The organism is Duganella sp. HH101 (genome assembly GCF_001758795.1).
Lineage (GTDB): Bacteria > Pseudomonadota > Gammaproteobacteria > Burkholderiales > Burkholderiaceae_D > Rugamonas > Rugamonas rivuli.
Map to the genome: position 1 here is coordinate 304437 of NZ_LRON01000001.1, position 22863 is coordinate 327299.

Here is a 22863-nt window from a genome sequence, read left to right on the forward strand (position 1 = left end):
TTGTTCTTGAGGACTGCTCATCGCAATTCCGGCCCGCCGGTTCCGCCCAGGCGGGCCAGCCCGGTGACTGCGTCGGTGCCCAGGTGCGGCGCCGGCGCTTCATTCAGCACATAACCGCCGACCAGGCGGTCGTCCAGCCAGCGCGCGGCGGCGCTGCGCCATTCCAGCACCAGCCTCACGGTGGCCGGCAACATGGCGCCGACCAGCGCGGCCAGCCACGGCTCCCACGCGGCCCGCTGCGCCGCCGTCGCGGTGACGGCGATCTTTACCTGGCCGGCCAGCCACGCGGTGTCGTCGGGCGGTGCGTCCGGGCAGGTCAGGCGCCCGCGGCCCAGGATGGCCTTGCGGTTCAGCGCCATCGCCGATGCCGGCAAGCCCGCTAGCAATGCCGGCAAGGTCGCGCCGCCCAGCGCCATAAAGCCGTATTGCGCGCTGCGATCGACAACGCTGTAGGGCGACGGTGTTCCGGGCAGCAGCGCCGCCAGCAGCGCTTCCAGTCCTGCGCGGGTGCCGCGGCCACCGGCAAGGCTGTCGGCGCTGGCGAGCAAGCAGCGCTTCTGGTCGATTTCCAGTGCGTCGTCCCATGGCAGGTCCAGCCAGCGGGCGACATAGTCCAGCCATTCAGCCGGTGCTGTGTCGGGCGCGATCATGCTGCCCATGGCGGCGATGCGTTGGTCCTGTTCCTGGGTGCCGGTTTCGAGCACCCCCACCAGGGCGCGCAGGAAGTTGCCCGACTCCGCCTCCGCGCGCTGGTAGACCTGCGGCAGGTATTCCATCAGCGTCAGGCCCGGATAGAGCACGTCGAGCCGGGTGAGGCGCGGCAGCGCGGAAGCGGGAGCGGCGACCAGTGTGACGCCGACCCACAGCCATGGCTCGTGCACGTCGAACAAAGGCACGGCAAGCGGGCCGTCGGTGTCGGCATCCGTGCCCTGGAATACAATCGGCGCGTGCCAAGCCGGCAGATATTCGCGCAAGCGCGCCAGCCGCTGCCCCGCAGTCAGGCTGCGGTCGGCGGCGATGCGGACGGCCTGCTCCTGCACTTGCGGGTCGCTCGTGGCGGCATAGCTGATCTCCATACTGCTGCCCGGCGGCAGCTTGGCAAGTGCCTCCACCCGCAGCCAGCGACGGGGATTTTCGTTGACCGGGGATTGCAGCACCGGCGTGATGAAATCGCAGCGGCTCTCCGACGCACCGCCGTTGTTGGCGTCCAGCGGGTAGCGCAGCAGTCCGTCCATCGTGGTGACAAGCAGGGCGTCGGCCGCGGCGTGCAGGCCGGTGGCAGGTGCAGGCAAGGGCAGCGTATGCAGGGCCTGGCCGTCGGCGTCCAGCGTCAACGCGGTAGCCCCACCACCCCAGGCGCTGTGTTCGAGACCGGCAAGCACCAGGCGTGAGCGTATGTCGCTGCCCACGCAGGTCACGGTGAAGCAGGGGCGCACGCGGTCGATGTCGATGGCGAACAGCGGTTCCGATAGTCCAGGGGCGTAGGCAGTCAGGCGCTTGCCGCCAGCCGCCAGCACGAACAGGCGTTCGGCGCGCGCAAGCCATGCAAGCTGGGTAGGCGCTGGTGCATCGGCGATCGCGAAGCGGCCTGCCTCGTAGCCCGCGCAGTCGATATGGATGCAGCAGGGCGGCCCATCGCCACTGGCTGACAGCGCCAGCGCCCAGACGCCATCGCATCCGTCTGACGCGAAATCGATGAGGTTCATTCCGGCGAGGTCGGTAACGAAGCGCCGGGCCAGGTCTTCGCTATCGTGGCAGCGCAGCTGTGGCGGCGTGCCGCCGGCCACCCAAAGATTGTCGTGGGTGGCCGCCATGCGGCGCACCGCGTCTGGTGCGGAGGGCGCGGACAGCATATGGACGCCGTCGTCGCCGGGATCGAGGCGCAGCAGCTTGCAGTCGGCTGCTCGCCAGAGCACGCGCCCGTAGCGCGTGGACGCCGGTGCAAACGCACCCCTGGACGCGAACAGCACAGGCACTTCGCCGTACGGGGCAAATGGAGCCACAGCGCCCGTCGTGTTCATGGCCTGGCCATCGACGCGCGCGCCCAGGCCGGCGGTCCACTGCCCGGCGGTTTCAAAGCGGTAGCGGCGTTGAAGATTCGCGCTCATCTCGTACTCCCTGGCGCCGGCCGGCGCACCGTTACGACGCTGTCTTTGAGGACGAATTTCGGCAGGCCGAGGCGGGGCACCGCGACTGTGGCAATGGCGTGGTTGTCCGCGTCGAACAGCTTGAGCGACAGGATGCGGGCGACACCTTCAACCTTGCGTATCCACGCCGTCAGGTCGCGCTGGGTGACACCCAGGCCCAGGTCGCGCTGCATGCCGCCCGGCTGCCTGGCGGTCAAAGCCAGGCGGTCCTGCAGCGTGGACTTGATCGCCGTTTCGACCACGGTCTCCCGGTACCCGGCCATGGCCTCGACTTCCAGCGCGATATGGAACGGCACGTAACGGGGCGCTTGCACCTGAAGGCGCCGGCCCAGCGGCAGGCGCGGCGCCAGCGCGCGCTGCACTGCGCGCAGCCATCGGGCGGTTTCCGGCGTCTCATCCGGTTCGACGCCGCCTATGCGCAGACGCATCGCCACCAGATTGGCGATGCCTCTATCCGCTTGCGGCCCGGATGGAGCGGCGGGAACCAGCGCGCGCGCGACCTCCAGCGCTGGCAGCGCCAGGGCGGCGGCCTCCAGATCCGATGCCGTCACCAGCGCATGTTCGTCGCGCACACGGCGACGCGCTTCGCGCCGTTGGTCGGCACGGTCGAAACCATTGAGGCCACCCAGCATTGGGTCCGGATTGAGGCCGTAAACGCCGTCGAAACCCTTTACCTTCCAGCGCTGGTTGCGCATGGCGTTGCCTTCGACGCCGTCGCAGACTACATAGGTCAGCAATATCTGGGCGCCGGGCGGCGGCAGGCTGCCGTTGATGCCGTTGCCGAACGTGATGGTGGCCTGTAGCGGATCGAGGACGTACACCGAGTCGCGCGGACCGGCATCGTCGAGTCGACTGCGCTGCGACCAGGTGCGCAGCAGGCCGTCTTGTTCGATCTGCACCTTGACCGCTTCGGCGCCGGCCGCGAACTCAAGGCCCTGCTGCTGAAGCTTGAGCACCTGGTCCGGCAGTCCCGTGGCGATGTGCAGCTCCTGTTCTATCAGGCTGCCCTGGCGCACTGGCATGACGTTCAACGCAATACGGCTGACGCGTGGCGGTCTCGGGAAGCCTCCGGGTGCACGGAACTCCAGCGCGAACGCGGCCGGGGAACCGGCGACACCTGATACGTCGAGCACCAGCACGCCCGTGCTTGTGAATCCGGCGCTGGTATCGTCGACCAACCGCAGGCTATGGCGCGCGGCGCCGTCGTTGAGTGCGATCTGCAGCGGCACCGGGGCCGCGGCCGCACCGTCCTCGCCCGAGGTGGCGTCGGCCCGCACGCCGACGATCAGGAAGGCGCGCTCGGCGTCGCTGCGCCGCTCCGGAAACAGGCCGCCGCCGGCAGGGCAGGCGATGTCGATGGACAGCACATCGTTGGACCCGGCACTGTCGCCGAACGGGAGGAACACAACGTTGGCACGTTCGTTGGTGGCGGTATGGTCGCGCACCTTACCGTCGGCGCCGATGGTGCGCACCGCGCGAATGACCGCCGCCAGCCACAGTTGCCTGTAGACCGAGCGATAGGCCGGGTTGCCCGACTGCTCCGGCACAACCACGGCGCCGGCGTCTATCGCCAGGCTGCGCGTGTAGCGCGCTGGCCCGGCTTCCGGCCAGATGAACCCATGGGCGGGCAACGGCCCGCGCGGCCCCAGTCCCAACAGCGCGGCGTAGGCCGTGCGTTCATCGCGCCGCATGCGCGACAAGGCGTACAACTGCGCCTCCGTGACCCAGGCCATCAGCTCCAGCAGCGTGATGCCGGGATCGTGCAGGTTGTAGTCGGTCCAGCCTGGGGCCATGCCCGGCAGGCGTGACCGGCCGATCTCCATCAGGTCGTCGAAACGGCGGTCGAAATAGTCGGGTGCCAGCGCGATCATAGTTCGGCCTCCATGATGATGAAGTCGATCCGCACGCCATCCTGGTCCAGCACCACCAGTTCGTTTCTGCGTACCGTGTGCGGCCAGATCACGGCGCTGCCGTCGTCCTTGATCTCCTCGAAGACGATGCTGTCCAGACCTTCCAGGCCCGGCGCGTCGAGCAACGCCAGTGCGATATCGTCTTCGGCCGGATCCGCGCCCAGCGGCCAGCCTTGCCGTCCCAGGCCTCCGAGCGCCGGGTCGAAGAACGCCGACAGCGTGGCCTTGACGTAGTCGGCCAGTTGGCCGCTGCCAGCCAGCGTTTCCACCGTCAGCGCGACGGAAATTCTCAACCGCCGCAGCACGGGCCCCTCGATGCGCAACGCCTGCCCGACGGCCATGTGCGGCGCCGCCACCGCGAGCAGGGCGCGGCGCAGCTCACGCTTCACCGCCTGGCTGGGCAGCACCTCCTTGCCTCGCATGGCGATCAGCAGGCGCACGCCGCCGTCGGACCAGGCCCGCGCCTGGGCGATGTCCGGTGACGATTGCAGTGCGTAGGCTTCAAAGTCCGGCAGTGTCACTACGCGTCCACGGTGGCGCAGCCGCGCCGATGCGAATCGCCGCACCCGTTCGGTGGACTCCGGCGGCGAGCCGCCCGCCGACTGGTCCGCCGCGAAGGCAGCCTCCACGCCTTCGAGCGGCGTCACCAGATTCAGGCTGGTACGGGGGGCGATGCCGTTTGCAGGGACGGCATCCGGCTGCGCGCCGGCTTCGGTGCGGCGATAGGAGAACGCCACGATGGCGTCGCGGCCGATGGGCGGAATCGCACCATGCACGGCGTCGCCGAAGCGAACCTCGCCGCTGGCCTCGTCCAGCGCGTAGACCCGGTCGAGCGGGCCGGCATCGTCCACATCGGCGACCTGGCGCCAGCGTACCCAATGGCCGGGCAGGTCGGAGGCGACGTCGCTGACCACGCTGGCCCGGTCGGCGCGCAGCAGCGCCTCCCGTTCTTCGATGCTGAGCGGTTCGCGCACGCGCAGTTCCAGCGAGGCGTGCAGCACTGGTGGACGAGCCAGCAGGAAGGCCTGGCCGGGTGCGCCGGTCGAGCTGCCGAGCCGTTCGCGTGTCATGGTCTCGCTGGCGCGCGCCCAGACGGCATTGAGATACAGCCCGCGCAGCGCCGGGGTCCATCCGTCCGCCGACGCGTGCTGCGACGGCGACAGCCGCAGCCAGCACAGGGGCCGGCCGAACAGCGCGGCGGTGACGGTCGGCAGCGAGAGGCTGAGCGACAGCAAGCCGCTTTCGCCCAGGGCACGCGTGCTGTCTTCCGCAGCAACGGGGATGAAGTGTTCGCCGCTGAGTGCTTCGATGCGCATCGGCGCGAAGGCGCCCAGCTGCTGTTCGCGCTCGACCAGTGCCAGCAGGTTGACCGGCTGGCCGGCCAGTGCGCCGCTGAAGCCCAGATACAGCGCGCGCACCGGCTCCGCGCCGGCGCTGGCGCCTGTGGCGGCAGGCAGCGCGTCGGCCAGCGGGGTAAAGATCGTCACCAGCGCGCCGTCCGTGCTATTGGCGTCGCTCTGGTCGCGCAGGGCGCCGCCGTCGGCGGTGAGGACATAGGTCGGCGCGACCGGCGTGTTGACGGCGTATTGCACGCGCAGCCGCAAAACCTGCGGCGCATTGACTTCGTCGGGGAAGCGCTGGACGGTCTGCTCGACCGTGCCGTTGGGGCCGGGGACAGTCTTGACCACCGTGCGTGGCTGGCCATAGTCGCCGCCGATCAGGCGGGCGCGTATCCAATGGCTGGTCGTGCCGGCCCAGTCGGTGGACTGCATGTCGGCCGGTATGTCGAAGCGGATCGCACCGCTGCGCTTCAGGTTCCCGGTGCCGTCGGTCAGGCCGCTGAGCTTCCACCACGCGCTGCCGTTCCAGTATTCCCAGGACAGCTCCGGATTGGTGCCGATATCTTCCGGCTGGCTGCTCCACTTGTCGATGGAGCCGTCGACGATGAACTTGGCCGGAGTCGGTACGGCCGTGAATTCCTTCTCCAGTACGACCAACGTCGGCCGACCGGCATCCGTGGCAAAGGCGGTGCCATGCTGTAGCAACGGGGTCGCATCGGGGAAGGTCAGCAGGGTCCGGTCGAGCAAGGTGGCGTCCCAGTTGCCGTTGGTGGTGGGGTTCAGTTTCATCAGCGGGCGCGCCTTGCCGATGGCAGGCTCGGGACGCCAGTAGGCGATGCCGTCGCCGGAGGCTGCGTTCATGTCGCGGTCCAGCGTCGCCACGCCGGCCGTGACGTCGGTGACGATGTACAGGTCGATGGTCACATTGTCGTCAACCGCCAGGATATCCCCCATTGCCGTCTGCGTATCGGTTGCGGGGAGGTCTATCTTGTCTATCGTGGACGACACCGTTGCCGCCAGTCCGGCTGTCGATGTGCGATAGACCAGCAGATCGTCGCCCACTTGCAGTGCGCCGAACTTGTCATCCATGACGTACATCATTTCGCGGTCGTTGTTGATGTCGTCGACGAGTATCTTGCGCAGCGCGTATGCGCCCGCGCCGATGGTGATCGCGATGCGGTCGTCTTTTGCCAGCCTTTGGTCGGACAGCGGCGTCACCACGGCGCACGCCAGATAGGTGAAGAATGTTCGCCGGAGGGCCAGATTGAACTGCGCCACCAGGACCTGGCCAGACCTGGCCGGCACTACGATGTGCTGCGCCAGCAGCGTAGGCGATCCCGCCGCGGTACCCAGTCCGTCGGGGACGGTGGTGACAAGCAAGCCTTCCGGCAGCGGCCCATCGTCTGAGGACCACCACCCGATGGCGGAGGCGCCGCCGGACAGCTGCAGCGAGGCGGCAAATCCCAACTGGCCGGAACTTTGGTTGACATCGATCGCGCAGGGAAGGATGGTGGCGCCGTCCTCAAGATGGGCGTCGATGATGGTGCCTTGCAGGTATGCCCGCAGCAACTGGTGGCCCGGTCCCGTTTCGCACGCAGCGACCACCAGCAGCTTGGCGTCATCCCGGCGCAGGCCCGCAGGCGCCACGCTGGGCAAGGCCTGGGTGAACAGGACAGTGGCGTGGCCGGCCAGGCCCGCCGGCGCCGCCACCAGGACTATCGAGTAGACATTGCGGTCGACGCCCACTGCCAGCAGTCCTTCCGCCATGGTGCCCACACCAAGGTCGCCGTCATGGGTGATGACCGGTGCGATCTGCTCCAGCTTGACGGGCGTGCCCGCGCGGTCCACTGGCACCGGCGCCCATGACGTGCCGCTGCCGTTCGGGTCGCGCACGTAAAGCGCGCCGTCAAGCAGCGCAAACAGATTCCCGGCGGCGCCGGCGGCGAGATAGACGAGTCCCTGGATGGCGCCGATTCCGGGCGTGGCGTTCACCGTACCCAGCGAAGTCCAGCCGCTGAAGGAAGGGATGAACCCGATCTCGCGCCAGGCCCACACCGACGCGCCCGCGCTGACGGCGATGGTGACGTCGCGGCCGAACAGAGGGTTGGCCTGGGACCACAAGGCCGGCCGGAATGTGGCCGGCGCATCCAGCGCGACCGGCAGGCCTTCCGCCGGCTGCCCAAACGACATGGGCGACGGCGGTTGCAAGGGCTCGCGGTAGGGCAGCAGCCGTCCATTCGAGGGCGTGAAGCTGAGCAAATGCAGGTGGCCGTCCTGGGCCACGCCCGCCAGCAGTTGATTGGCTTTGTCGCCAGCCCGCAGCGCGGCGAAGCATATGAACGAGGGATCCGCCATGTCGACGCAGACGCGGACCTTCGCACCGTGCTTGGAAAATGCCTCGTCCGAGCCAAGATAGAAGGCGTCGAACTGGCGCGGCTCGCGGCCCAGCGGGAAACTGGTGGTTTTCAGTTCCAGCGGCGTGGTGTTGGCCATGGCGACCACGCCTTCGACATCGATAACGCCGCCGCCGGGCGCCGTGCAAGCTCCCGTCAAGTCGGCCGGGTTGACCAGCAGCTCGATGGTTTCGTAGCTCAGCGCGTGGGCCGGCGGCTGCACCTTGGCGATGCTGGCGCGTATCCAGCGTGACGTCAGCGCTCCGATCTGGAGTTCCTCCATCGAGCCTCTCGGTTTGCGCAGCGCGTCCGCGTTGGAACCCGGCTCGAACGGCAGCCACGCCGGCGCTGCGGCATTCGGCGTCATGCCCCAGTAGTGCCACTGAACGTCGTTGCCCAGCGCCGACAGGGCCGCGATCTTGATGACGGCCTCCGAGGCTATATTGAGCAGGTCGGAGTGCCCCAGGTACAGCGCGTGGCTTTGCCGGTTGCGGGTGCGTTGGTTGAACGGGTCGAACGCACCGACCTTGCGCACCCGCGTGGTGGCCGGTTCGAACTGCACGGATGCCGGGATCGGCGGATCGATGCCGACCAGATCCTCGTTGACGCTGACGATGCGGAACTCCTGGCCATCCAGGTCCAGCACCATCTCCGCCTTCAGTCCCAGCGGCGGATCGAGCTGCAAGGTAGTGCTGCCGGGCGCCGCAAAGCTGCGCAATGTCCATTCGGTCGGCAGCGGCTCCAGCGGTTCGAGGCTGGACAGGCCGGGCGGCGGCAAATAGTATTCGTCCTTCGCGCTGTCGGCGGCGACCACCATCTGCAGGCTGGCCGGCAGCAGCCTGACGCTGCTCTCGGTCTCGAACACCACTTGCGTGCCGCCTGCGTCGACAGTCAGCTGGACAGGGGCGGGGGCGTCGATGGCTGCCGCCTTGTCGGCCAGCTTGAATACCACCGGCATGCGCGCCGGCACCGCCGCCTGCCCGCGCACGGCCAGCCAATCCAGGAACCCCAGCGCCATCTTGTCGCCGCCCTTGTCGAGCCGCTCCGCGACCTCGCCCTGGAAGCGCGCGGCAACCGCCAGCAGCGCCTGCGCGAAGTCGGGATGGTTCTCGTCCATCGCCCAGGCGGGTATCCATTGTCGCGCGCGTTCAAGCAGCTGCCGCCGGAACTCGCTTTCGCGGCGCGGGTCCAACCCCGGCGGGCGCCGCGCGCTCATGCCCGTCCTCCTTCACGGAAGTAGAACGGGAATACCAGGTTGCCGGTCTGGTTGGTCTTGCGCACGCGGTATTCGATTTCCACCGTCAGCAGGCCGTCGGTCCCGCTGTCCATATCGGCGACGACCGACAGCACGTCTATCCGTGGCTCGAACTGGCGCAGCGCTTCCTCCACCACCGAGCGCACCCTCTGCAGGGATGTGGAATCGACGGCGCTGAACACCAGTTCATGGATGCCGCAGCCGAAGTCGGGATGCATCAAGCGCTCGCCCGGCGCGGTTTCCAGGATGATCAGGATAGACTGGCGGATGTCGTCTTCGAACTCCGCCACCGCGAGGCGGCCGGTATGCGGGTCCAGCGCCACCGGCATCGCCCATCCGCGTCCCAGGAAGTCCTTGTGCTCGTCCATGGCTGTCTCCCTTACTCGTCTAGCCGATCAATACCGTCGGCGCACCGGCGGCGATCGGATTGGGGGCGCCCGCTTCGACAATGGCGTCGCCCATGCGCGCCGCCGGCAGGCCGCCGATCAGCACCGTCACGCTGCCCACCGCGACCACGCCGCCCACGTGCGGCTTGGGACCGTCCGACAGCGGGCAGACATGGGTATCGGAGCCGGCCCGCCACGCAGGCCGGCCGCCGATCAGCACCGTCGGGCATCCCGGGCCCGGACCCAGGGGCGTGCCATGGCTGGTGTTGTCGCCTACGCGTGCCGCTGCCTGTCCCATTGCCGCCTCCCTAGTTAAGCTTGATCACAGAGCCGTTCAGGCTCATGACCGCGCCGGCCTTGATATCGAGGCCGCCGCTGGCCTGTATTGAGACCGACGTCGCCTTGATCGTCAGCTTGCCCGTCGATTCGATGGTCAACGCGCCGCCGTTGCTGTCCACAGTGAAGCGGTTGCCCTTGCCATCGTCGAAGCGCATGCCGTCGTCGTCCAGCCGCAGCTTCTTGCCGTCGTTGAGGGACAGCTCGACCACACCCTTGGAGCCGTCATCGAACATCAGCTGGTGGCCCTTGCGCGACTTGAACAGGCGCTGGTCGTTCTTGCCGTCGCTGTTGGCCACAGGCGGCTGGTCCTTGCCGTTCCACAGCGCGCCAAGCACGAAAGGGAAGCGCAGGTCATCGCGTTCGAAGGCCAGCAGCACCTCGTCGCCGATCTCGGGGATCAGCACCAGGCCGCGCTGCTTGCCCGCCATTGGCGAGGCCAGTCGCGCCCAGTAGCTCTCGCGCGGCTGCTCATGCCACGGATAGCTGACCTTTACGCGGCACAGTCCTTCCGGGTCGTCGTTCTGCGTCACCACGCCGATCGCCACGCCCTTGACGTTGCCGCCGGATTCGCTCTCCGCTTCGCGCGGCACTTCCATGAGGTTCATAAGCCGGTCTCCTTGACCTTGAAGCGCGTGCGGTAGCCGCCGGAATCGATTTTGTGGTTGGCCTGCTGGATGTAGTAGGTCTTCGAGAACGGATCGCCCAGCCGGTCGAGGAAGACGTTGCGGTCGGGGCGCAGCTCGGGCAGGCCTATCGCCTCCGCCTCGCCGGTGAGGAACTCCTTGGCGCGTTCGTCGAGCGTGGCCTTGGCCAGCTGGTTGGCCTCCGCCTGGCTGAACACCGGCTGGCGCAGGCGCAGGGCAGGCTGCTTGGAGCTGTCGCGCACGAAGGACTTCAGTTGCTGGCCGCCGCTGCGGCCCTTGGCCTCCAGGCCAGATTCCTGGCCTGCCTGCGCCACGCCGACGATCTTCTCCTTGCGCTTGGGATCCCAGCCGAAAATCTCGACCTTGGCGACCTGGCGGGCCAGGTTGGCCTCCGGCTTGAAGCTGATCAGGCCTTCGCCCCAAGCCAGCCGCACCACGGCGTCGCCTTTGTCGTGGGGCGGGTGGAAGTGCAGCACCTTCTGCGCATCGACGAACAGCTCGTAGTGATTGGCGTCGGCCAGCTTTTTCAGGAACTCGAAGTCGCTCTCCTGGTTTTGTTCGATCTGCGGCCGCCGCTCCTTGGTGGGCGAGAGGTCCGTCATCAGGTTGTGGTAGCTGGCGATATCCTGCACGGCGTCGCTGTCGCGCGCCTTCGACCAGGTGCGGGAGTTCTTGCCGGTGGTGAGCGGGAAGGCATGATCGTAGCCCGATACCACCAGCTCCGGCGTGCCCGCATCCGGGAAGTTGGTGGATATCTCGGTGATCACGCCGCTCAGCACGAGCGGCGTCGCCCGGGCATCGCCGTAGCCCATGCAGACATCGACTTCGGCGCCGAAGGTCAGGATGTCGAGCAGCTTGCGGTTGCGCCCCGTGACGAATGCGCGCATTTCGATGCTGTAGGCGTTGACCACGGTGAAGCTGAAATGCGCCGCACCGCCCAGCATCATGTCCACCTCGACCTGGCTGACGGCGACCAGCGTATCGCGCACCAGGTCGTCGCGCGCCACGCGGACCGCGAATGCCGGCACATAGAAGTCGCCATAGCGGCTAGACAGTGTTGCGAGATCCATTTGGATTCTCCATCGGTGGCAGTTCGAGCCAGTCGCCGGGGGCGATTTCGCGCGGGTCATCGAGATCATTGGCCTCGGCGATCCGCAGCCATTCATTCGGGTCGTTGTACTCGCGCGCCGCCAGCAACCACAGGCGATCGCGCCCGACGACGACGCGGCGCTTGCTCTTGTCGGCCGATTCGCGGCGCGGCGATTCCACCTGCTGCTTGAGGGTGCGGTATTCCTTGAACGTGACGGACAGCGTGGCGCGCGCCGGCGTGCCGTCGGGCTGGAACATGGTGACTTTGCGGCTCAGTTTTTCGATGATGGCGGTGAATTCCATCGGCCCCCAGTTGAAGCGCACCGGCGACGGCGCATGGATCTTGCTGTCTACCAGCAGCAGCTTGCTCAGGTCGCGCAGACGCGTCATCACCGGATTCTGTTCCTTGCGTTCGCGCGAAGTCGGGCCTTCCGGATCGGTGTAGTCGTCCAGGAACAGCTCCATCGACAGCTGGTCCGCTTCGCCGTTGACGAATTGGAGGATGGGCGAGCTCAAACCGGGCACCGGTGTGGCCTTGTAGCTGTTCGACCGCTCGAAGCTGTATTCGGATGGATTGAACAGGACGCTGATCACTTTGTCCTTGTCGTCGCCATCGAGCACCGTGATGGTCGCTTTTTTGAGTTGTGCCTGTGCCATGGTGTCGTCCTTCAGTAGCCGCGCCGTTCGCGCGCGATGCGCAAGCTGCGCTCAACCCGGCGTATCACTTCGGTTGCCAGGCGGTCGGTCAGTACGGGGTCCAGCTGGGCGGCGCGCAGTTGTGCGGCGATCGCGCTGGCGGTGGGCGCGACCGGGACGGCTTGCGGCGGCGCGGCCTTGCGTGCCGTTGCGGCCTGGCCGCTGACTTCCGCGCCATCCGCCAAGGCATCGCCGCCGCTATCCGTCTGCGTGGCCGGCTGTCTGCGCCAGACCAGCGCCGGCGATTGTGGCTGCCACAGCGCCGCCGCCGACGGCGGCGCGGCATGTACACCCGGCTCGGCAGCATGGCTTTGCTGCGTCGCCGTCTTGAACGGCGCCGCGCCGCGCCGCCAGTTCAGTGTAGCGTTGGGTGCCGGCTGGGCGATGCCGGCGGGCCGTACAGCCAGCAATTCCGGACGTCGCGCCGTAAAGGCCATGTGCGTGGCGGCGGCACGCTTAGGTGTCGCCAGTGCCGATGCCGATGCGATTCCTGCCGATCCGCCGGGGCGAACGCCCGGTGACACTGCCGGCGCCACGATCCGGGCACGCTGAGAGCGCGCCGTGGATAGCCCGCCGATCCGCGGAGCGGTGAGCCTGGCGAGCGGCTGCGCTGCGAAGGCCTGCGGTGCCGCGACGCTGTATGTTGTAGCATTGGCGCCGACGTTGCGCGCCGCGCGGGATGCATAGCCGGGCTCCCGGCCGGATGAGGTTTTCAATCGCGCCGCCATGGCCGGCGCGGCGAGGTGCAGATGAATATGTGTCGACCAGTGCTGCGTCGCGGCGGCGCTGTAGGGCCGGGCGGCGGCAACGGCAGGCGCCAGTGCCATCGGCAGCTGCGCGGCACGCCGCCATTGCAGCCGCTGAGCGCCCCAACGGTCGCCCGCCGGAACGCCGCGCTGGCGGAGGAAGGCGCGTGCGGGGAAGGGCGTACGCGCCTTCCTCCAGTCGCAGCGTTTCAACGCCTGCGCCAGTTTTCGCGCCGAGTCACGCATCCCCAGTTTCATCAGCTTCCCTTCCTCAGCCCATGATGGGCGAACTCCACGCTCTCCATCAGCACCTGCGACGAGTTGGCGTCCAGGTCGGCGCTCGACCACTTGACCGGGAAGGCATGGTCCACATGCCAGGTCCAGCCCTTGCCGCCACGCTCGTCGAGCAGGCGCACCGAGATCGTCTTGCGCACGATGCGGCCTTCGGACACGTCGGAGGCCCAGTTCCACAGCTGGTCCAGGGCCAGGCCGCGCTCCAGCACCACCGCCGGATGCGTAACCTGGGTGAACAGCTTGTGCTCGTAATGATTCACGCCGCCCTCGCGCTGCGACTCGTACTTCACCTCGCGCACCAGGCCCTTGGCACGCAGGAAGCCGCCCACCGCTATGCCGTCGATTTCGACGAGGAAGCGGAAGCCGCGCAGGGGATCGGTTCGGGTAGCCATGGCGGTCAAACGTCAAAAGGGTTGGCCGGCCGGCCCGACTGGGCACGGTTGATGGCCGAAATCTCGCGGCACCAGCGGCGCCGCTCCCGGTGCTCAAGCTGCATCAAATCGCTGTGTGACCAATGAAAGTGCATCGCGATGAAGGCCATCTCCTCGTACAGCGATTTGACGGGATAGGCCTTCATGCTCCCCCCGATGCGCTCATCCCGTGCATGGACCGTCCGGCTGGCGCGGCCTCGTCGCCTTCTAGTTCTCCCGGCGCGTTGAGCCGCTCGTACAGCTGCTGCAGGTAGGCCAGGTCCGAGGCGTACAACCCTTCGATGGTGCTGGTGTCGATGTCGGTCAAGGTGCCGAGCCGAGTCAGCACCCGCGCCAGCACGATGACGATCAGGTAGGCCTCGTTCTGCTGCACGCGCGGATCGCGCAGCGGCAGGATCTCGTCGGCCGCTGTCGCCAGGCGCATCACGCCGTGGCGGTGCAGGGTACCGCCGGCGTCCACATAGCCTTTCGGCAGGTGGAAATCCACTTCGGTCGCAAAACCGGGACGGACATGGTCGTTCATGACGCTCTCCATGGTGGTTATTTGACGCGCTCGATGCCCTCGTTGCACAGTTCAAGCACTTCGATGAAGACCTCGTTGCCCTTGGCACTGAGATCGCTCGGGTCGTACTTGACCGGCCACGCCTCGCTGATGACGAAACGCGCGCGGTCGGCGCCCGATTCGTCCTTGACGACGATGACCACTTTCTTGCGGCGTTCCGACACCAGGCCGTTGGAGACGTCGTTGTGCCACTTGAACAGGTCGAGCGCATTGGTGCCGAAGGTGACGCCCGATTTGAGCGTGATGTTGCCGAACTTGGTCAAGCCCGATAGCTTGCGCATGTGGGGCGGGTCCGTTCCTTCGCGGTAGTCGACTGCTTCGACCGTGGTCTCGGCGATCGCCACTTCGTTGAAGCCCGCCTGGGTGATGTTGTCGATCTCCAGGCGGAAGCGGAAGTTGCGTAGCGGGTCATTGCGATCCATGATGGGCTCCTGTTAGCGCTGTGCTTCTGCGGTGTTCTGGAAGATGCGGAACACCACGAACTCCGCCGGCCGGACCGGCGCGATGCCGATCTCGCAGATCAGGCGGCCGTTCAGGATGTCGTCCTGCGTCATCGTGCTCTCGTTGCAGGTGACGAAGAAGGCCTGCTCCTCGGTCCTGCCGAACAGCGCCCCCTGGCGCCACTGGCTGCGCAAGAACAGGCGCAGCGTGTCGGTCACGCGGTCCCACAGCTGGATGTCGTTCGGTTCGAACACCACCCATTGCGTTCCTTCGTAGATCGAGCGTTCCAGGAAGATGAACAGGCGCCGCACGCTCACATACTTCCATAGAGGGTTGGAACTCAGGGTGCGCGCGCCCCAGATGCGTATGCCGCGACCCGGGAACTGGCGCACCGCGTTGACGCCGCGCGGATTGAGCACTTCCTGCGTCCTGTCGTTGATGTCGAACTCCAGTTCCAGCGCGCCGCGCACGGTCTCGTTGGCAGGCGCCTTGAAGACGCCCCGTTCGACGTCGGTGCGGGCGTACACGCCGAGCACGTGGCCCCCGGGCGGCACCGTCTTGCGCGCTCCGGTCTGCGGATCGGACATGGAGATCCACGGGTAGTAGAACGCCGCATACGAGCTGTCCTTGACGTTGGTGCGCGGGTCCAGGCCGCCGGCGTTGCTGGCGCCCTTGCTGACATCGACCGCGGCGAAGCGGAAGCGCATTCTTTCGCAGTGGTCGATGATGGCCACCGTGGTGTCGTTGTCGGCCGCCGGCGCATACACCAGCGATACCTCGCGGAAGGGATCGAGCTCCAGCGCCGCCAGGCCTTGCAGCTCGGCGCGTGGCGCGCCGGGCACCAGGTCGCCCTTGTAGTCGGCCACGTCGAGCGGAGCGGGATCGTCGTCGCCCGCCTGCGACAGCGCGGACGAACCGTTGGCGGGCCTGGCATCCGGTGCGGCCGGCGGCACCGGCACCAGCACGGCCAGCGCCGAACTGTCGCGCATGCGCTTCTGCCAGTAGTCGGGCGACGAGGCGTCGGTGACAAGGTCGTCGAAGTCCTCGCTCAGCGCGGGCCGGGGCAGCCGCAGCGGCTCGGCGATGGGATCGAAAGGCTGGAAATTGGCCGGCGGATTGGCCCAGAAGGCGAAGCGCAGCCGGAAGCCCACGGCGACCGGCGTGCCGCCGGCATCGGGCCGCTTGGTCGTGCTGTCGTCGATGCGCGCCCAGACCCGTTTGCCCCAGGAGCCAGCGCCGGACGCCCGCACCAGGAACTGGCCGAAGGTGGCCTCGGCCGGCGTGGCGTTTTCGCCGACGATGCGGCACACGTACAGGCGCTTGCCGCCGTTCTCGAAAAAGCCGCTGACGGTGTAGGGCATGAACTTGCTGTCGCCGAAGGTGCCGCCGTACCAGCGCTGGTATTCCTTGTAGCTGGTGACGAGGCGCGGTTTGATGGCGCCCCGTTCGGTCTCGCCGAGGAAGGCGGCGGTGCTGGTCGGCACGCCCTCGATGGGACGCGGGCCGCGTTCGATTTCTTCGATGTAGACGCCGGGAGTCAGGTATTCAGGCATGATCGTTCTCCAGTATCAGTTGACCTGCTGCTGTTGCTGCTGGCCGGGGGAATCTTCGACCGGCTTGACGTTGGTGCAGTCGAAGGGTTTGGCCAGTTCCGCCCTGGCGGTTTTTTCCAGGCTGTCGATGCGCGCCTTGATCTCGTCGCTCACGCGCTTGATCTCGGCCACCTTGCTGCTCAACAGGCCCTCGGCCTTGGCCAGTTCGTCCTTGGCGGGCAGGTAGCGGCTCTTGACCAGGCAGCAGATGATGGTGAAGTACTGTGCGGGGTCCACCAGATAGGCGTGTCGGCCCTGCAGGCGCAGGCGCACCGTCTGCTCGCCGACATCCGGGCCGCAGCAGTCGTCCGGATCGTCCTGGTCGCAGCAGCACAGCTGCGTGTACTTCCTGTCGATGCCGGTGGTGGTGGCCGGCGTGGTTGCGGGCGGCGCGATGGCCAGGTGGCTGGGGATCAGCTTGATGAACAAGTCGTACAGGGCCTGCGCACTGTCGGCGGACTTGATGGCGGCGATCAGTTTCTGGTTGTCGTTGAGGACCGCCTCGATGTCGCCGGCCGGCTTTTCCCATGCCGTCAGCACCGCCTTGATGCGATCGAAGGTGGCCTGCTTCAGCGCCAGGTCGCGTTCAAGCCAGTAGCGCTGGTCATACAGCGAATAGGTCTTGGAATAGCGGTGTTCCTTCTTGCCGTCGCCATTGAGCTGTAGCTCCAGGTCGCGCACCTTGTTGAACAAGGCGCAGACCTGGCACTCCAGCTGGCAGTACCAGCAAGGGTTGGCGCACACCACGCGGTGGATCAGGTCGACGATGTCGTTGTCCTGCTGCTTCCAGCGCTCCAGCAGCTGCTTGTACTTCTCGCTGGTGTATTCGCCTTGCGCGGCCTTGGCCTTTTGCAGCAAGGCTTCCAGGTCCGCCTTGAAGGTCTTTGCCCGCTCAGCCTCGCTGATCACGCGCGCCTGGACGTTAATCAGATCGTCGAAACAATCCGGCTTTCCCGAGTCCGTGGCCGGGCAGTTGCATGCGACCTTGCAGGGCGCGGGGCCTTCCACCGGCGGCAACTCCGGCGCGCCCTGGGTGTCGGGAGGAGGACAGGTGTCGTGCGGTGGCTTGGGCTGGTCGGCCGGCCCGTCTTCCCCGGGGCAGCAATGGCCGCCTTGCTTGGGCTGTCTGGCCGGGTTGACGGCTTGTTGGTTGGTGTCGTTGTTCATGGCGCTTATCCTCTCGGTCGCAACTCACGGTAAGAACTTGTTCAGGGCAAAAGCGGTTGGCTGGTCGGTGACGCGGCCTTCGGCCAGCACGAATTCATCGGACATCGTGACGTTGCCGCCGCGCTGTGCGCACAGGCGCACGCGCAGGGCGCCAGCGGCGTCCTTGGCCGGTTCGTCGCTGCGCCGGAAGCGCAGCGCCACGCTGGCGTCGCCGTGCATATCGGTGCGGGAGCGTACCGGCGCGTCCGTCCATGGCGGCGCCGCGCCCGCGTCGTACCAGCGCAGGAATACTTCGACATCGACGGCAGGCGCCGGCGGGCCGATGTCGCTGACGATCAGCGAGAACCGCAGCGCCGTCACGCCGGCCTGGAAGGCGTAGCCACGACCAGGGGCCAGCTGGATCTGCACCAGCCGCTGCGGCGGCAGCGGCGTGGCCACGCTGGCGCCCAGGTACGGCAGCAGGCCGGGATCGACGCTGACCTGTTGCGGCGCCAGCGGCACGCCATCGTCGAGCCAGACGAACATGCCGCTGGCGTTGACCACGGGCGGCGCGGAGATCGCGCTGGCGCTGACGGTGACGCCGCGCGAGATGCGCGCCAGCGTCACGCCGTCGACCACTTCGGCGGCGAACAGCACTTTGCGCTGGTAGGCGCGTTCGGCGGGGGCGATCAGGCGGCTCATGGTTGCAACACCCGTTCACGCTGGCCGGAGTCCAGGCCGTCGCGGATGACCGGCGCACCGGGGGCATCCGGCTTGAGCGGATCGATCCATACCGGCGACGCCAGGTAGGCCACCGAGGTGCGGTAGTTCACAGTCGGGAACAAGGCCCACAGCCTGCTCATGTCCTCATTGCCCAGCGGGTCCAGCGTCAGCTTGACCGGCTCGTGGGCGACGCCTATGCCGGACAGCACCGGCTCGCGATGCAGCACCTGCATGGCCGAGCCGAGGAACTTGAGCTGTTCCAGGTCGGCGCTTTCGCCGGACGCGTCGCCCAGCGTCAGCAGGTAGTACAGGTCGAGCGGCAGCGAATCGCGGTAGGTGATGGTGGCCGGCGGCACGACCGGCGAAGGCACGGTGTGGGCGGCGTTGCGCATGCTGGGATTGGGCGCGATCCGGTACAGGAACAGGATCAGCTTCGCGCCGGCGGCGTCGGGATCGTCGAGCGGGCCGACGTAGACGCCGTTGCCGGCTCCACCGGCTGCCGTATAACCTTGTTGCACCCGCTCCCTGAGCGCTGTGCTGACCTTGTAGATGGCTTCGTAGTCCATGGCGCGTCCTCAGGCGGCGAGCCGGTCGCCCGGCAGCGTGAGATCGATGGCCGCCATTCCCAGCTTGGTCAACTCCGCGCTGGTGGCCTGGGCGATATGCGACAGTTCGATCCTGGTGCCTGCGGCTGCGGCAAGGAAGGCGGCGCGCAGCGTGATCTGGCGGATATTGCCGCCGGTGAGGTCGACCTTGCGCGCCAGGTGGCGGAAGGCGGGCTCGCTCAGCTCATGGGCGCCGGACGGCAGGCAGCGGCGCCAGATTTTCTCGCGCGCGTCCGCGTCCGGACGCGGGAAATCGATCACGAAGCGCAGCCGGCGCAGGAAGGCGGGATCGAGATTCTGGCGCAGATTGGTGGTGAGGATGGCCAGGCCTTCGTAGGTCTCCATGCGTTGCAGCAGATAGGCCACTTCGATGTTCGCGTAGCGGTCGTGGGCGTCCTTCACTTCGCTGCGCTTGCCCAGCAAGGCCTCGGCCTCGTCGATCAGGATGGCCGCGCCGGAGCGGCTGGCGTCGAGGAAGATGCGGTCGATATTCTTTTCCGTCTCGCCGATGTATTTGCTGACCACGCGCGACAGGTCGATGCGCAGGATGCGGATGTTCAGGCGCTGCGCGATGCCGACCGCCGCCATGGTCTTGCCGGTGCCGCTGGCGCCGTGGAACAGCGCCGTCACGCCGCGACCGAAAGGCAGTTGCTCGCCGAAGCGCCAGCCATCGAGCACCTGCGCGGCCAGCCGCACGCTGTCGACGATCTCGTCGAGCTGGCGGGCGCGATCCGGCGGCAGTATCACTTCGCCCAGCCGTTGCGACGGTTCGATGCACTCGGCCATGCGCGACACGCCTTCCGCCGCCACGTGCTGGCAGGCGCTGACGAAGCGCGCCATGCCGGCGTCGGCGGCCTCGCCGGGCACGGCCCGGGCGCGCGCCAGGCGCACCGCGTGTTCGAAGCCGTCCACGTCGAGCGGATACTGGCGCGCCAGCATTTGCAGCGCCGCATCGTCGGCGCTCAGTCCCAGCAAGCCGACGGCGGCGCGCACGTTGGACAGCCGGGTCGAGGCGTTGACCGCGTGTTCGTCCGCCAGCGTGAACGGCGCGGAGCCGATCAGGCGCACGATGCGCGTCGGCTCGGCGCACAGCACGCCGGTGCGGCCGCCCGCCGCGCCGATGGCGGCCAGCAGCAGGCGCAGGCTGTCGTCGGTCTGCGGTGTGAGTTCGGCCGTGCTGGCGTCCAGCAGCAGCGGACGCCGCGCCAGGCGCGCCAGACGGCCCAGCCGTGCGCCCGATTCTTCGATGGCCGCCGGATCGAGTCCGATCAAGCGTGCGGCGTCGATGCGCAACGGCGCGGCGCATGCCGCGTGCGCGCCCACTTCCAGCAGCGCGCACCAGGCGCTGGCATCGCCGCTGTACAGCACGAAGCGGGCGTCGTCGGCGTCGTCGGGTGGGGTCAGCAAGTGCTTGATGCGCGCGAGCGCGAAGTCGCGGTCCGGGCGTTGCTGATACAGGCTGGCTCCCGGCCAGTCGGCCAGGCGCAGCGCGCGGCGCACGGCGGGATCGTGATCGAGCGCGCCGGTTTCGCCCAGCAGCCAGGCCAGCAGCGGCCCATCCACCCGCAGCGGCTCGTCGGCGGCGGGCAAGGCTGCCTGGCGGTTTTCCAGCACGCGCCAGCGCGCCAGGTTGCCGGACTGCGCCAGCTGGCAGCGCACGCTGGCGGACTCGCCCAACAAGGCCATGAACAGCGCCAGGCTGCCCACGCGGCGGCCCATGTCGTCGAGCAGCAGGCCTATGCAGCGCTGGTAGCGCAGGTCCAGCTCCGGCGCCATGGCCAGCAGCAGCAGGCGGAACTCCAGCGCGGTCAGGCCGAAGGCTTTTGCGGCGGCTGCCAGTGGTTCGCTGTGGATGTCGGCGTTCTGCAGGGCGTGGGTCAGCGCCTCGTCGGCCTGTTTGACGTCGTCCGTCTGTTCCGGCGCCGCGTGGCTGGGGCGTTCGTCCAGCAGGCTGTTGACGGTGGTCGCCGTCAGCGTCAGGCCCGGGATCTCGCCGTTGCCGCCGCCCTGGTTCAAGGCGCCATGGCGCAGCACCGCATGCACCCAGTCGATCGCGCTGTCGAGCAGCGGCCGCGGGCCGGGCAGGTCGGTGTGCACGACGAAGCACGCGGTGCGCTCGCCGTCCGTATCGTGGGCGGTGGCGACCAAGTCGCACAGTGCCGCCAGCAGGGAGGCCAGTTTAAGCGACTCGTTGCGCGTGGCGTAGCGGGCGATCTTTACCTGGTGTCCGCCGATCTCCACCCGCAGCACCACCAGGTCCCCACGGGCCAGGAGCAGGCGATCGGCCAGCTGCTGGTTCTCCGGGTCGTTGCCGACCAGGATAAGCGCAGAGGGCTCGTTGGCAGGAATCTGTTTGAGGCAGGACTCGACCTGGTCCAGGGCCAGCGGACGGCCGCCCACCAGCATCATGTTTGCGGAGTCCGCGACCACGCGGGCGATGCCGTGCGCTAGCACATCCTCAGGCTTTGCTGCCACCAGCACGTTAATTCGCGACATATGCATGCAATCGATGCGAAGGGAGGAGCAGGCATGGTGACATGGACAACATTGTCTGCACATGCTCCCTCCGGGTGCAAAGAGGATGCGGATCGCCAGGTGGGAAATTGGATGGAGGATCTGGATCGGAAGATTGATAGCCTTGAATGGCGATATGGCACCCGGCTCCGCGCCGACGTTGCCGGAGAGGAGTTTTAGTATCCGTTGGAAAAATTCAGGGGCGGGTGCCGATCCTGATAGTCGCTATTGCCAATGTCGAACTTGTTGTATTCTCCGATTGACGAACCCATAACCACGGGGTTATGATTCAATTCATCACCACACGGTTATGGATTGAAATGACACCTACTCACGACGCGATTTTCCGGGCGCTGGCCGATCCTACGCGGCGGGCCATTTTCGAGCGGCTGTGCGCCAACGGCGAGCAGACGGTCGGGGGGCTGACCGCGCAGGCCGAGGTCTCGCAGCCCGCCGTATCCAAGCATTTGGCCGTGTTGAAGCAAGCCGGGCTCGTATGTGACCGGCACGAAGGGCGCCAGACCCACTACAGCGCGCAACCCAAGGCGCTGGCTCCGCTGCTCGACTGGACCAACCAGATGGCTCGCTTCTGGGACGACCGGTTCGACGATCTTGAAAACCTACTGCAAAGGATGGACCAATGAACGCTATCGCACCTGAACTCCGTACCGTCGTTGTCGAACGGGAGTTTTCACATCCGCCGGAAAAACTCTGGCGCGCGCTGACCCAGCCACACCTGATCGAAGCCTGGCTGATGAAGAACGATTTCCTGCCTGTGGCGGGACATCATTTTAATTTCAAGGCTGACTGGGGCACGGTCGATTGCCGCGTGACCGAGGTCGAGCCGATCAAGACGCTGGCCTACACGTGGTCGGCCATGGGCCTGGAGAGCGTCGTCACCTGGACGCTGGAAGCCAGCGGCAAGGGTACGCATCTGCGGATGGAGCAGTCGGGATTCCGCGCCGACCAGGAGCAGGCCTATCAAGGCGCCAAGTTCGGCTGGCAGAAATTCTTCGGCGCGCTGGAACAGCTGGTGCAGAAGGAAGCCGCCTGATCGGGCGGGAGATGGGGCGCCGGCCACGGCGCTCCATCGAACTGACGAGGGCTTACTTGGAGTTCTCGATAAACTCCAGCAGCTTGTCATCGACCGCGCCGGTTTTCTGGCCCTGCGCGAGCAGCTTGTTTTCCAGCGTGCTGTCCGCATCGACGGCAGCGGCCTGCACGATGGAAGACTTGCCGGCTTCCCTGGCGCCCGTCACCAGCGCCAGATGCACATTCGAACCATGCACCGCGAACGATTTGATTTCGGACGAGACGTCCGAATTGTTGGTGACGATAAAGCCCTGGTAGCCGAGCTTCGGTTCAGGCTGGTCGTTGTCGCTTGCGCTGACGCCTTTTTTCTTCGGCAGGTTTTTCGCCAGCGCCAGGATCTCCTTGATCTGGGCCGGATCGGTCACGACGAAAGTCGGGTTGGGGCGGCCGGAGAACACCAGCAGTTCAACTTTCAACGCCTTCACGATTTCCCCCGCCTGCGCGCTCGTCAGAGCGCAAAATGTGCCGACCACCAATAGCGCGTGCTTGATAAAAGATTGCTTCATATGGATATGTCC

At 67.1% G+C, this 22863-nt stretch carries 21 protein-coding genes; 2 read left to right on the plus strand and 19 right to left on the minus strand.

Annotated features, from left to right (window positions below; translation table 11 throughout):
* Nucleotides 1-17 precede the first annotated feature (17 nt).
* The 18 genes from DUGA2_RS01185 to DUGA2_RS01270 form a co-directional block, all read right to left on the minus strand.
* Nucleotides 18-2108 carry a phage tail protein gene (locus DUGA2_RS01185; protein WP_070266719.1) on the minus strand — a complete coding sequence of 697 codons (2091 nt, stop codon included), beginning with the start codon at nt 2106-2108 and terminating at the stop codon, nt 18-20.
* A complete protein-coding gene (locus tag DUGA2_RS01190; RefSeq protein ID WP_070266721.1) occupies nt 2105-4018 on the minus strand; it encodes a putative baseplate assembly protein in 1914 nt (637 codons plus the stop codon). Before DUGA2_RS01190 ends, DUGA2_RS01185 begins: the two co-directional genes overlap by 4 nt.
* The gene (locus DUGA2_RS01195; protein ID WP_141753152.1) at nt 4015-9006 is read right to left on the minus strand and encodes a hypothetical protein; all 4992 of its coding nucleotides are present in this window, start codon (nt 9004-9006) and stop codon (nt 4015-4017) included. Before DUGA2_RS01195 ends, DUGA2_RS01190 begins: the two co-directional genes overlap by 4 nt.
* A complete protein-coding gene (locus tag DUGA2_RS01200) occupies nt 9003-9413 on the minus strand; it encodes a GPW/gp25 family protein (protein WP_070266725.1) in 411 nt (136 codons plus the stop codon). The genes DUGA2_RS01195 and DUGA2_RS01200 overlap by 4 nt, the downstream gene beginning before the upstream one ends.
* 19 nt (nt 9414-9432) lie before the next feature.
* A complete protein-coding gene (locus tag DUGA2_RS01205) occupies nt 9433-9729 on the minus strand; it encodes a PAAR domain-containing protein (protein WP_070266727.1) in 297 nt (98 codons plus the stop codon).
* Nucleotides 9730-9739: 10 nt separating this feature from the next.
* On the minus strand, nt 9740-10375 hold the full coding sequence (locus DUGA2_RS01210) for a phage baseplate assembly protein V (RefSeq protein WP_008448500.1): 636 nt from the start codon (nt 10373-10375) through the stop codon (nt 9740-9742).
* Nucleotides 10372-11484 (minus strand): phage late control D family protein, encoded by a 1113-nt coding sequence (locus tag DUGA2_RS01215; RefSeq protein WP_070266729.1) that lies wholly within the window; start codon nt 11482-11484, stop codon nt 10372-10374. The genes DUGA2_RS01210 and DUGA2_RS01215 overlap by 4 nt, the downstream gene beginning before the upstream one ends.
* The gene (locus DUGA2_RS01220; protein WP_070266730.1) at nt 11462-12160 is read right to left on the minus strand and encodes a LysM peptidoglycan-binding domain-containing protein; all 699 of its coding nucleotides are present in this window, start codon (nt 12158-12160) and stop codon (nt 11462-11464) included. Before DUGA2_RS01220 ends, DUGA2_RS01215 begins: the two co-directional genes overlap by 23 nt.
* A gap of 11 nt (nt 12161-12171) precedes the next feature.
* Nucleotides 12172-12723 (minus strand): hypothetical protein, encoded by a 552-nt coding sequence (locus DUGA2_RS01225; RefSeq protein WP_141753153.1) that lies wholly within the window; start codon nt 12721-12723, stop codon nt 12172-12174.
* A gap of 479 nt (nt 12724-13202) precedes the next feature.
* Nucleotides 13203-13631 (minus strand): phage tail protein, encoded by a 429-nt coding sequence (locus DUGA2_RS01230; protein WP_070267082.1) that lies wholly within the window; start codon nt 13629-13631, stop codon nt 13203-13205.
* 5 nt (nt 13632-13636) lie between these two features.
* Complete coding sequence (locus DUGA2_RS01235; protein WP_008448507.1) at nt 13637-13816, minus strand: DUF6760 family protein; 180 nt, start codon at nt 13814-13816, stop codon at nt 13637-13639.
* Nucleotides 13813-14193 (minus strand): hypothetical protein, encoded by a 381-nt coding sequence (locus DUGA2_RS01240; RefSeq protein WP_070267083.1) that lies wholly within the window; start codon nt 14191-14193, stop codon nt 13813-13815. The genes DUGA2_RS01235 and DUGA2_RS01240 overlap by 4 nt, the downstream gene beginning before the upstream one ends.
* Before the next feature lie 17 nt (nt 14194-14210).
* Nucleotides 14211-14654 (minus strand): phage tail protein, encoded by a 444-nt coding sequence (locus DUGA2_RS01245; protein ID WP_008448509.1) that lies wholly within the window; start codon nt 14652-14654, stop codon nt 14211-14213.
* 12 nt (nt 14655-14666) lie between these two features.
* Complete coding sequence (locus DUGA2_RS01250; protein ID WP_070266734.1) at nt 14667-16226, minus strand: phage tail sheath family protein; 1560 nt, start codon at nt 16224-16226, stop codon at nt 14667-14669.
* Between the two features lie 15 nt (nt 16227-16241).
* Nucleotides 16242-17432 carry a hypothetical protein gene (locus DUGA2_RS01255; RefSeq protein WP_070266736.1) on the minus strand — a complete coding sequence of 397 codons (1191 nt, stop codon included), beginning with the start codon at nt 17430-17432 and terminating at the stop codon, nt 16242-16244.
* A 24-nt stretch (nt 17433-17456) separates the two neighbouring features.
* Nucleotides 17457-18113 (minus strand): hypothetical protein, encoded by a 657-nt coding sequence (locus tag DUGA2_RS01260; protein WP_070266738.1) that lies wholly within the window; start codon nt 18111-18113, stop codon nt 17457-17459.
* Nucleotides 18110-18700, minus strand: a complete 591-nt coding sequence (locus DUGA2_RS01265; protein WP_070266740.1) for a DUF4255 domain-containing protein — start codon at nt 18698-18700, stop codon at nt 18110-18112. The genes DUGA2_RS01260 and DUGA2_RS01265 overlap by 4 nt, the downstream gene beginning before the upstream one ends.
* Nucleotides 18701-18709: 9 nt before the next feature.
* Entirely contained in the window at nt 18710-21235 is a 2526-nt protein-coding gene (locus DUGA2_RS01270) for an ATP-binding protein (protein WP_141753154.1), read from the minus strand.
* A 338-nt stretch (nt 21236-21573) separates the two neighbouring features.
* Here DUGA2_RS01270 and DUGA2_RS01275 point away from each other — a divergent pair, with 338 nt between their 5' ends.
* Nucleotides 21574-21897, plus strand: a complete 324-nt coding sequence (locus DUGA2_RS01275; protein ID WP_070267084.1) for a helix-turn-helix transcriptional regulator — start codon at nt 21574-21576, stop codon at nt 21895-21897.
* Entirely contained in the window at nt 21894-22307 is a 414-nt protein-coding gene (locus tag DUGA2_RS01280; protein ID WP_070266746.1) for an SRPBCC domain-containing protein, read from the plus strand. The genes DUGA2_RS01275 and DUGA2_RS01280 overlap by 4 nt, the downstream gene beginning before the upstream one ends.
* A 52-nt stretch (nt 22308-22359) precedes the next feature.
* Here the strand turns inward: DUGA2_RS01280 and DUGA2_RS01285 are convergent, their stop codons facing one another.
* The gene (locus DUGA2_RS01285) at nt 22360-22851 is read right to left on the minus strand and encodes a hypothetical protein (RefSeq protein ID WP_070266748.1); all 492 of its coding nucleotides are present in this window, start codon (nt 22849-22851) and stop codon (nt 22360-22362) included.
* Nucleotides 22852-22863: the final 12 nt, after the last annotated feature.

Bases quoted from the DNA above. Each gene is read 5' to 3' on its own strand.
- DUGA2_RS01185 (WP_070266719.1), bottom strand. From the start codon at position 2,108: ATGAGCGCGAATCTTCAACGCCGCTACCGCTTTGAAACCGCCGGGCAG.
- DUGA2_RS01190 (WP_070266721.1), bottom strand. From the start codon at position 4,018: ATGATCGCGCTGGCACCCGACTATTTCGACCGCCGTTTCGACGACCTG.
- DUGA2_RS01195 (WP_141753152.1), bottom strand. From the start codon at position 9,006: ATGAGCGCGCGGCGCCCGCCGGGGTTGGACCCGCGCCGCGAAAGCGAG.
- DUGA2_RS01200 (WP_070266725.1), bottom strand. From the start codon at position 9,413: ATGGACGAGCACAAGGACTTCCTGGGACGCGGATGGGCGATGCCGGTG.
- DUGA2_RS01205 (WP_070266727.1), bottom strand. From the start codon at position 9,729: ATGGGACAGGCAGCGGCACGCGTAGGCGACAACACCAGCCATGGCACG.
- DUGA2_RS01210 (WP_008448500.1), bottom strand. From the start codon at position 10,375: ATGAACCTCATGGAAGTGCCGCGCGAAGCGGAGAGCGAATCCGGCGGC.
- DUGA2_RS01215 (WP_070266729.1), bottom strand. From the start codon at position 11,484: ATGGATCTCGCAACACTGTCTAGCCGCTATGGCGACTTCTATGTGCCG.
- DUGA2_RS01220 (WP_070266730.1), bottom strand. From the start codon at position 12,160: ATGGCACAGGCACAACTCAAAAAAGCGACCATCACGGTGCTCGATGGC.
- DUGA2_RS01230 (WP_070267082.1), bottom strand. From the start codon at position 13,631: ATGGCTACCCGAACCGATCCCCTGCGCGGCTTCCGCTTCCTCGTCGAA.
- DUGA2_RS01235 (WP_008448507.1), bottom strand. From the start codon at position 13,816: ATGAAGGCCTATCCCGTCAAATCGCTGTACGAGGAGATGGCCTTCATC.
- DUGA2_RS01240 (WP_070267083.1), bottom strand. From the start codon at position 14,193: ATGAACGACCATGTCCGTCCCGGTTTTGCGACCGAAGTGGATTTCCAC.
- DUGA2_RS01245 (WP_008448509.1), bottom strand. From the start codon at position 14,654: ATGGATCGCAATGACCCGCTACGCAACTTCCGCTTCCGCCTGGAGATC.
- DUGA2_RS01250 (WP_070266734.1), bottom strand. From the start codon at position 16,226: ATGCCTGAATACCTGACTCCCGGCGTCTACATCGAAGAAATCGAACGC.
- DUGA2_RS01255 (WP_070266736.1), bottom strand. From the start codon at position 17,432: ATGAACAACGACACCAACCAACAAGCCGTCAACCCGGCCAGACAGCCC.
- DUGA2_RS01260 (WP_070266738.1), bottom strand. From the start codon at position 18,113: ATGAGCCGCCTGATCGCCCCCGCCGAACGCGCCTACCAGCGCAAAGTG.
- DUGA2_RS01265 (WP_070266740.1), bottom strand. From the start codon at position 18,700: ATGGACTACGAAGCCATCTACAAGGTCAGCACAGCGCTCAGGGAGCGG.
- DUGA2_RS01270 (WP_141753154.1), bottom strand. From the start codon at position 21,235: ATGTCGCGAATTAACGTGCTGGTGGCAGCAAAGCCTGAGGATGTGCTA.
- DUGA2_RS01275 (WP_070267084.1), top strand. From the start codon at position 21,574: ATGACACCTACTCACGACGCGATTTTCCGGGCGCTGGCCGATCCTACG.
- DUGA2_RS01280 (WP_070266746.1), top strand. From the start codon at position 21,894: ATGAACGCTATCGCACCTGAACTCCGTACCGTCGTTGTCGAACGGGAG.
- DUGA2_RS01285 (WP_070266748.1), bottom strand. From the start codon at position 22,851: ATGAAGCAATCTTTTATCAAGCACGCGCTATTGGTGGTCGGCACATTT.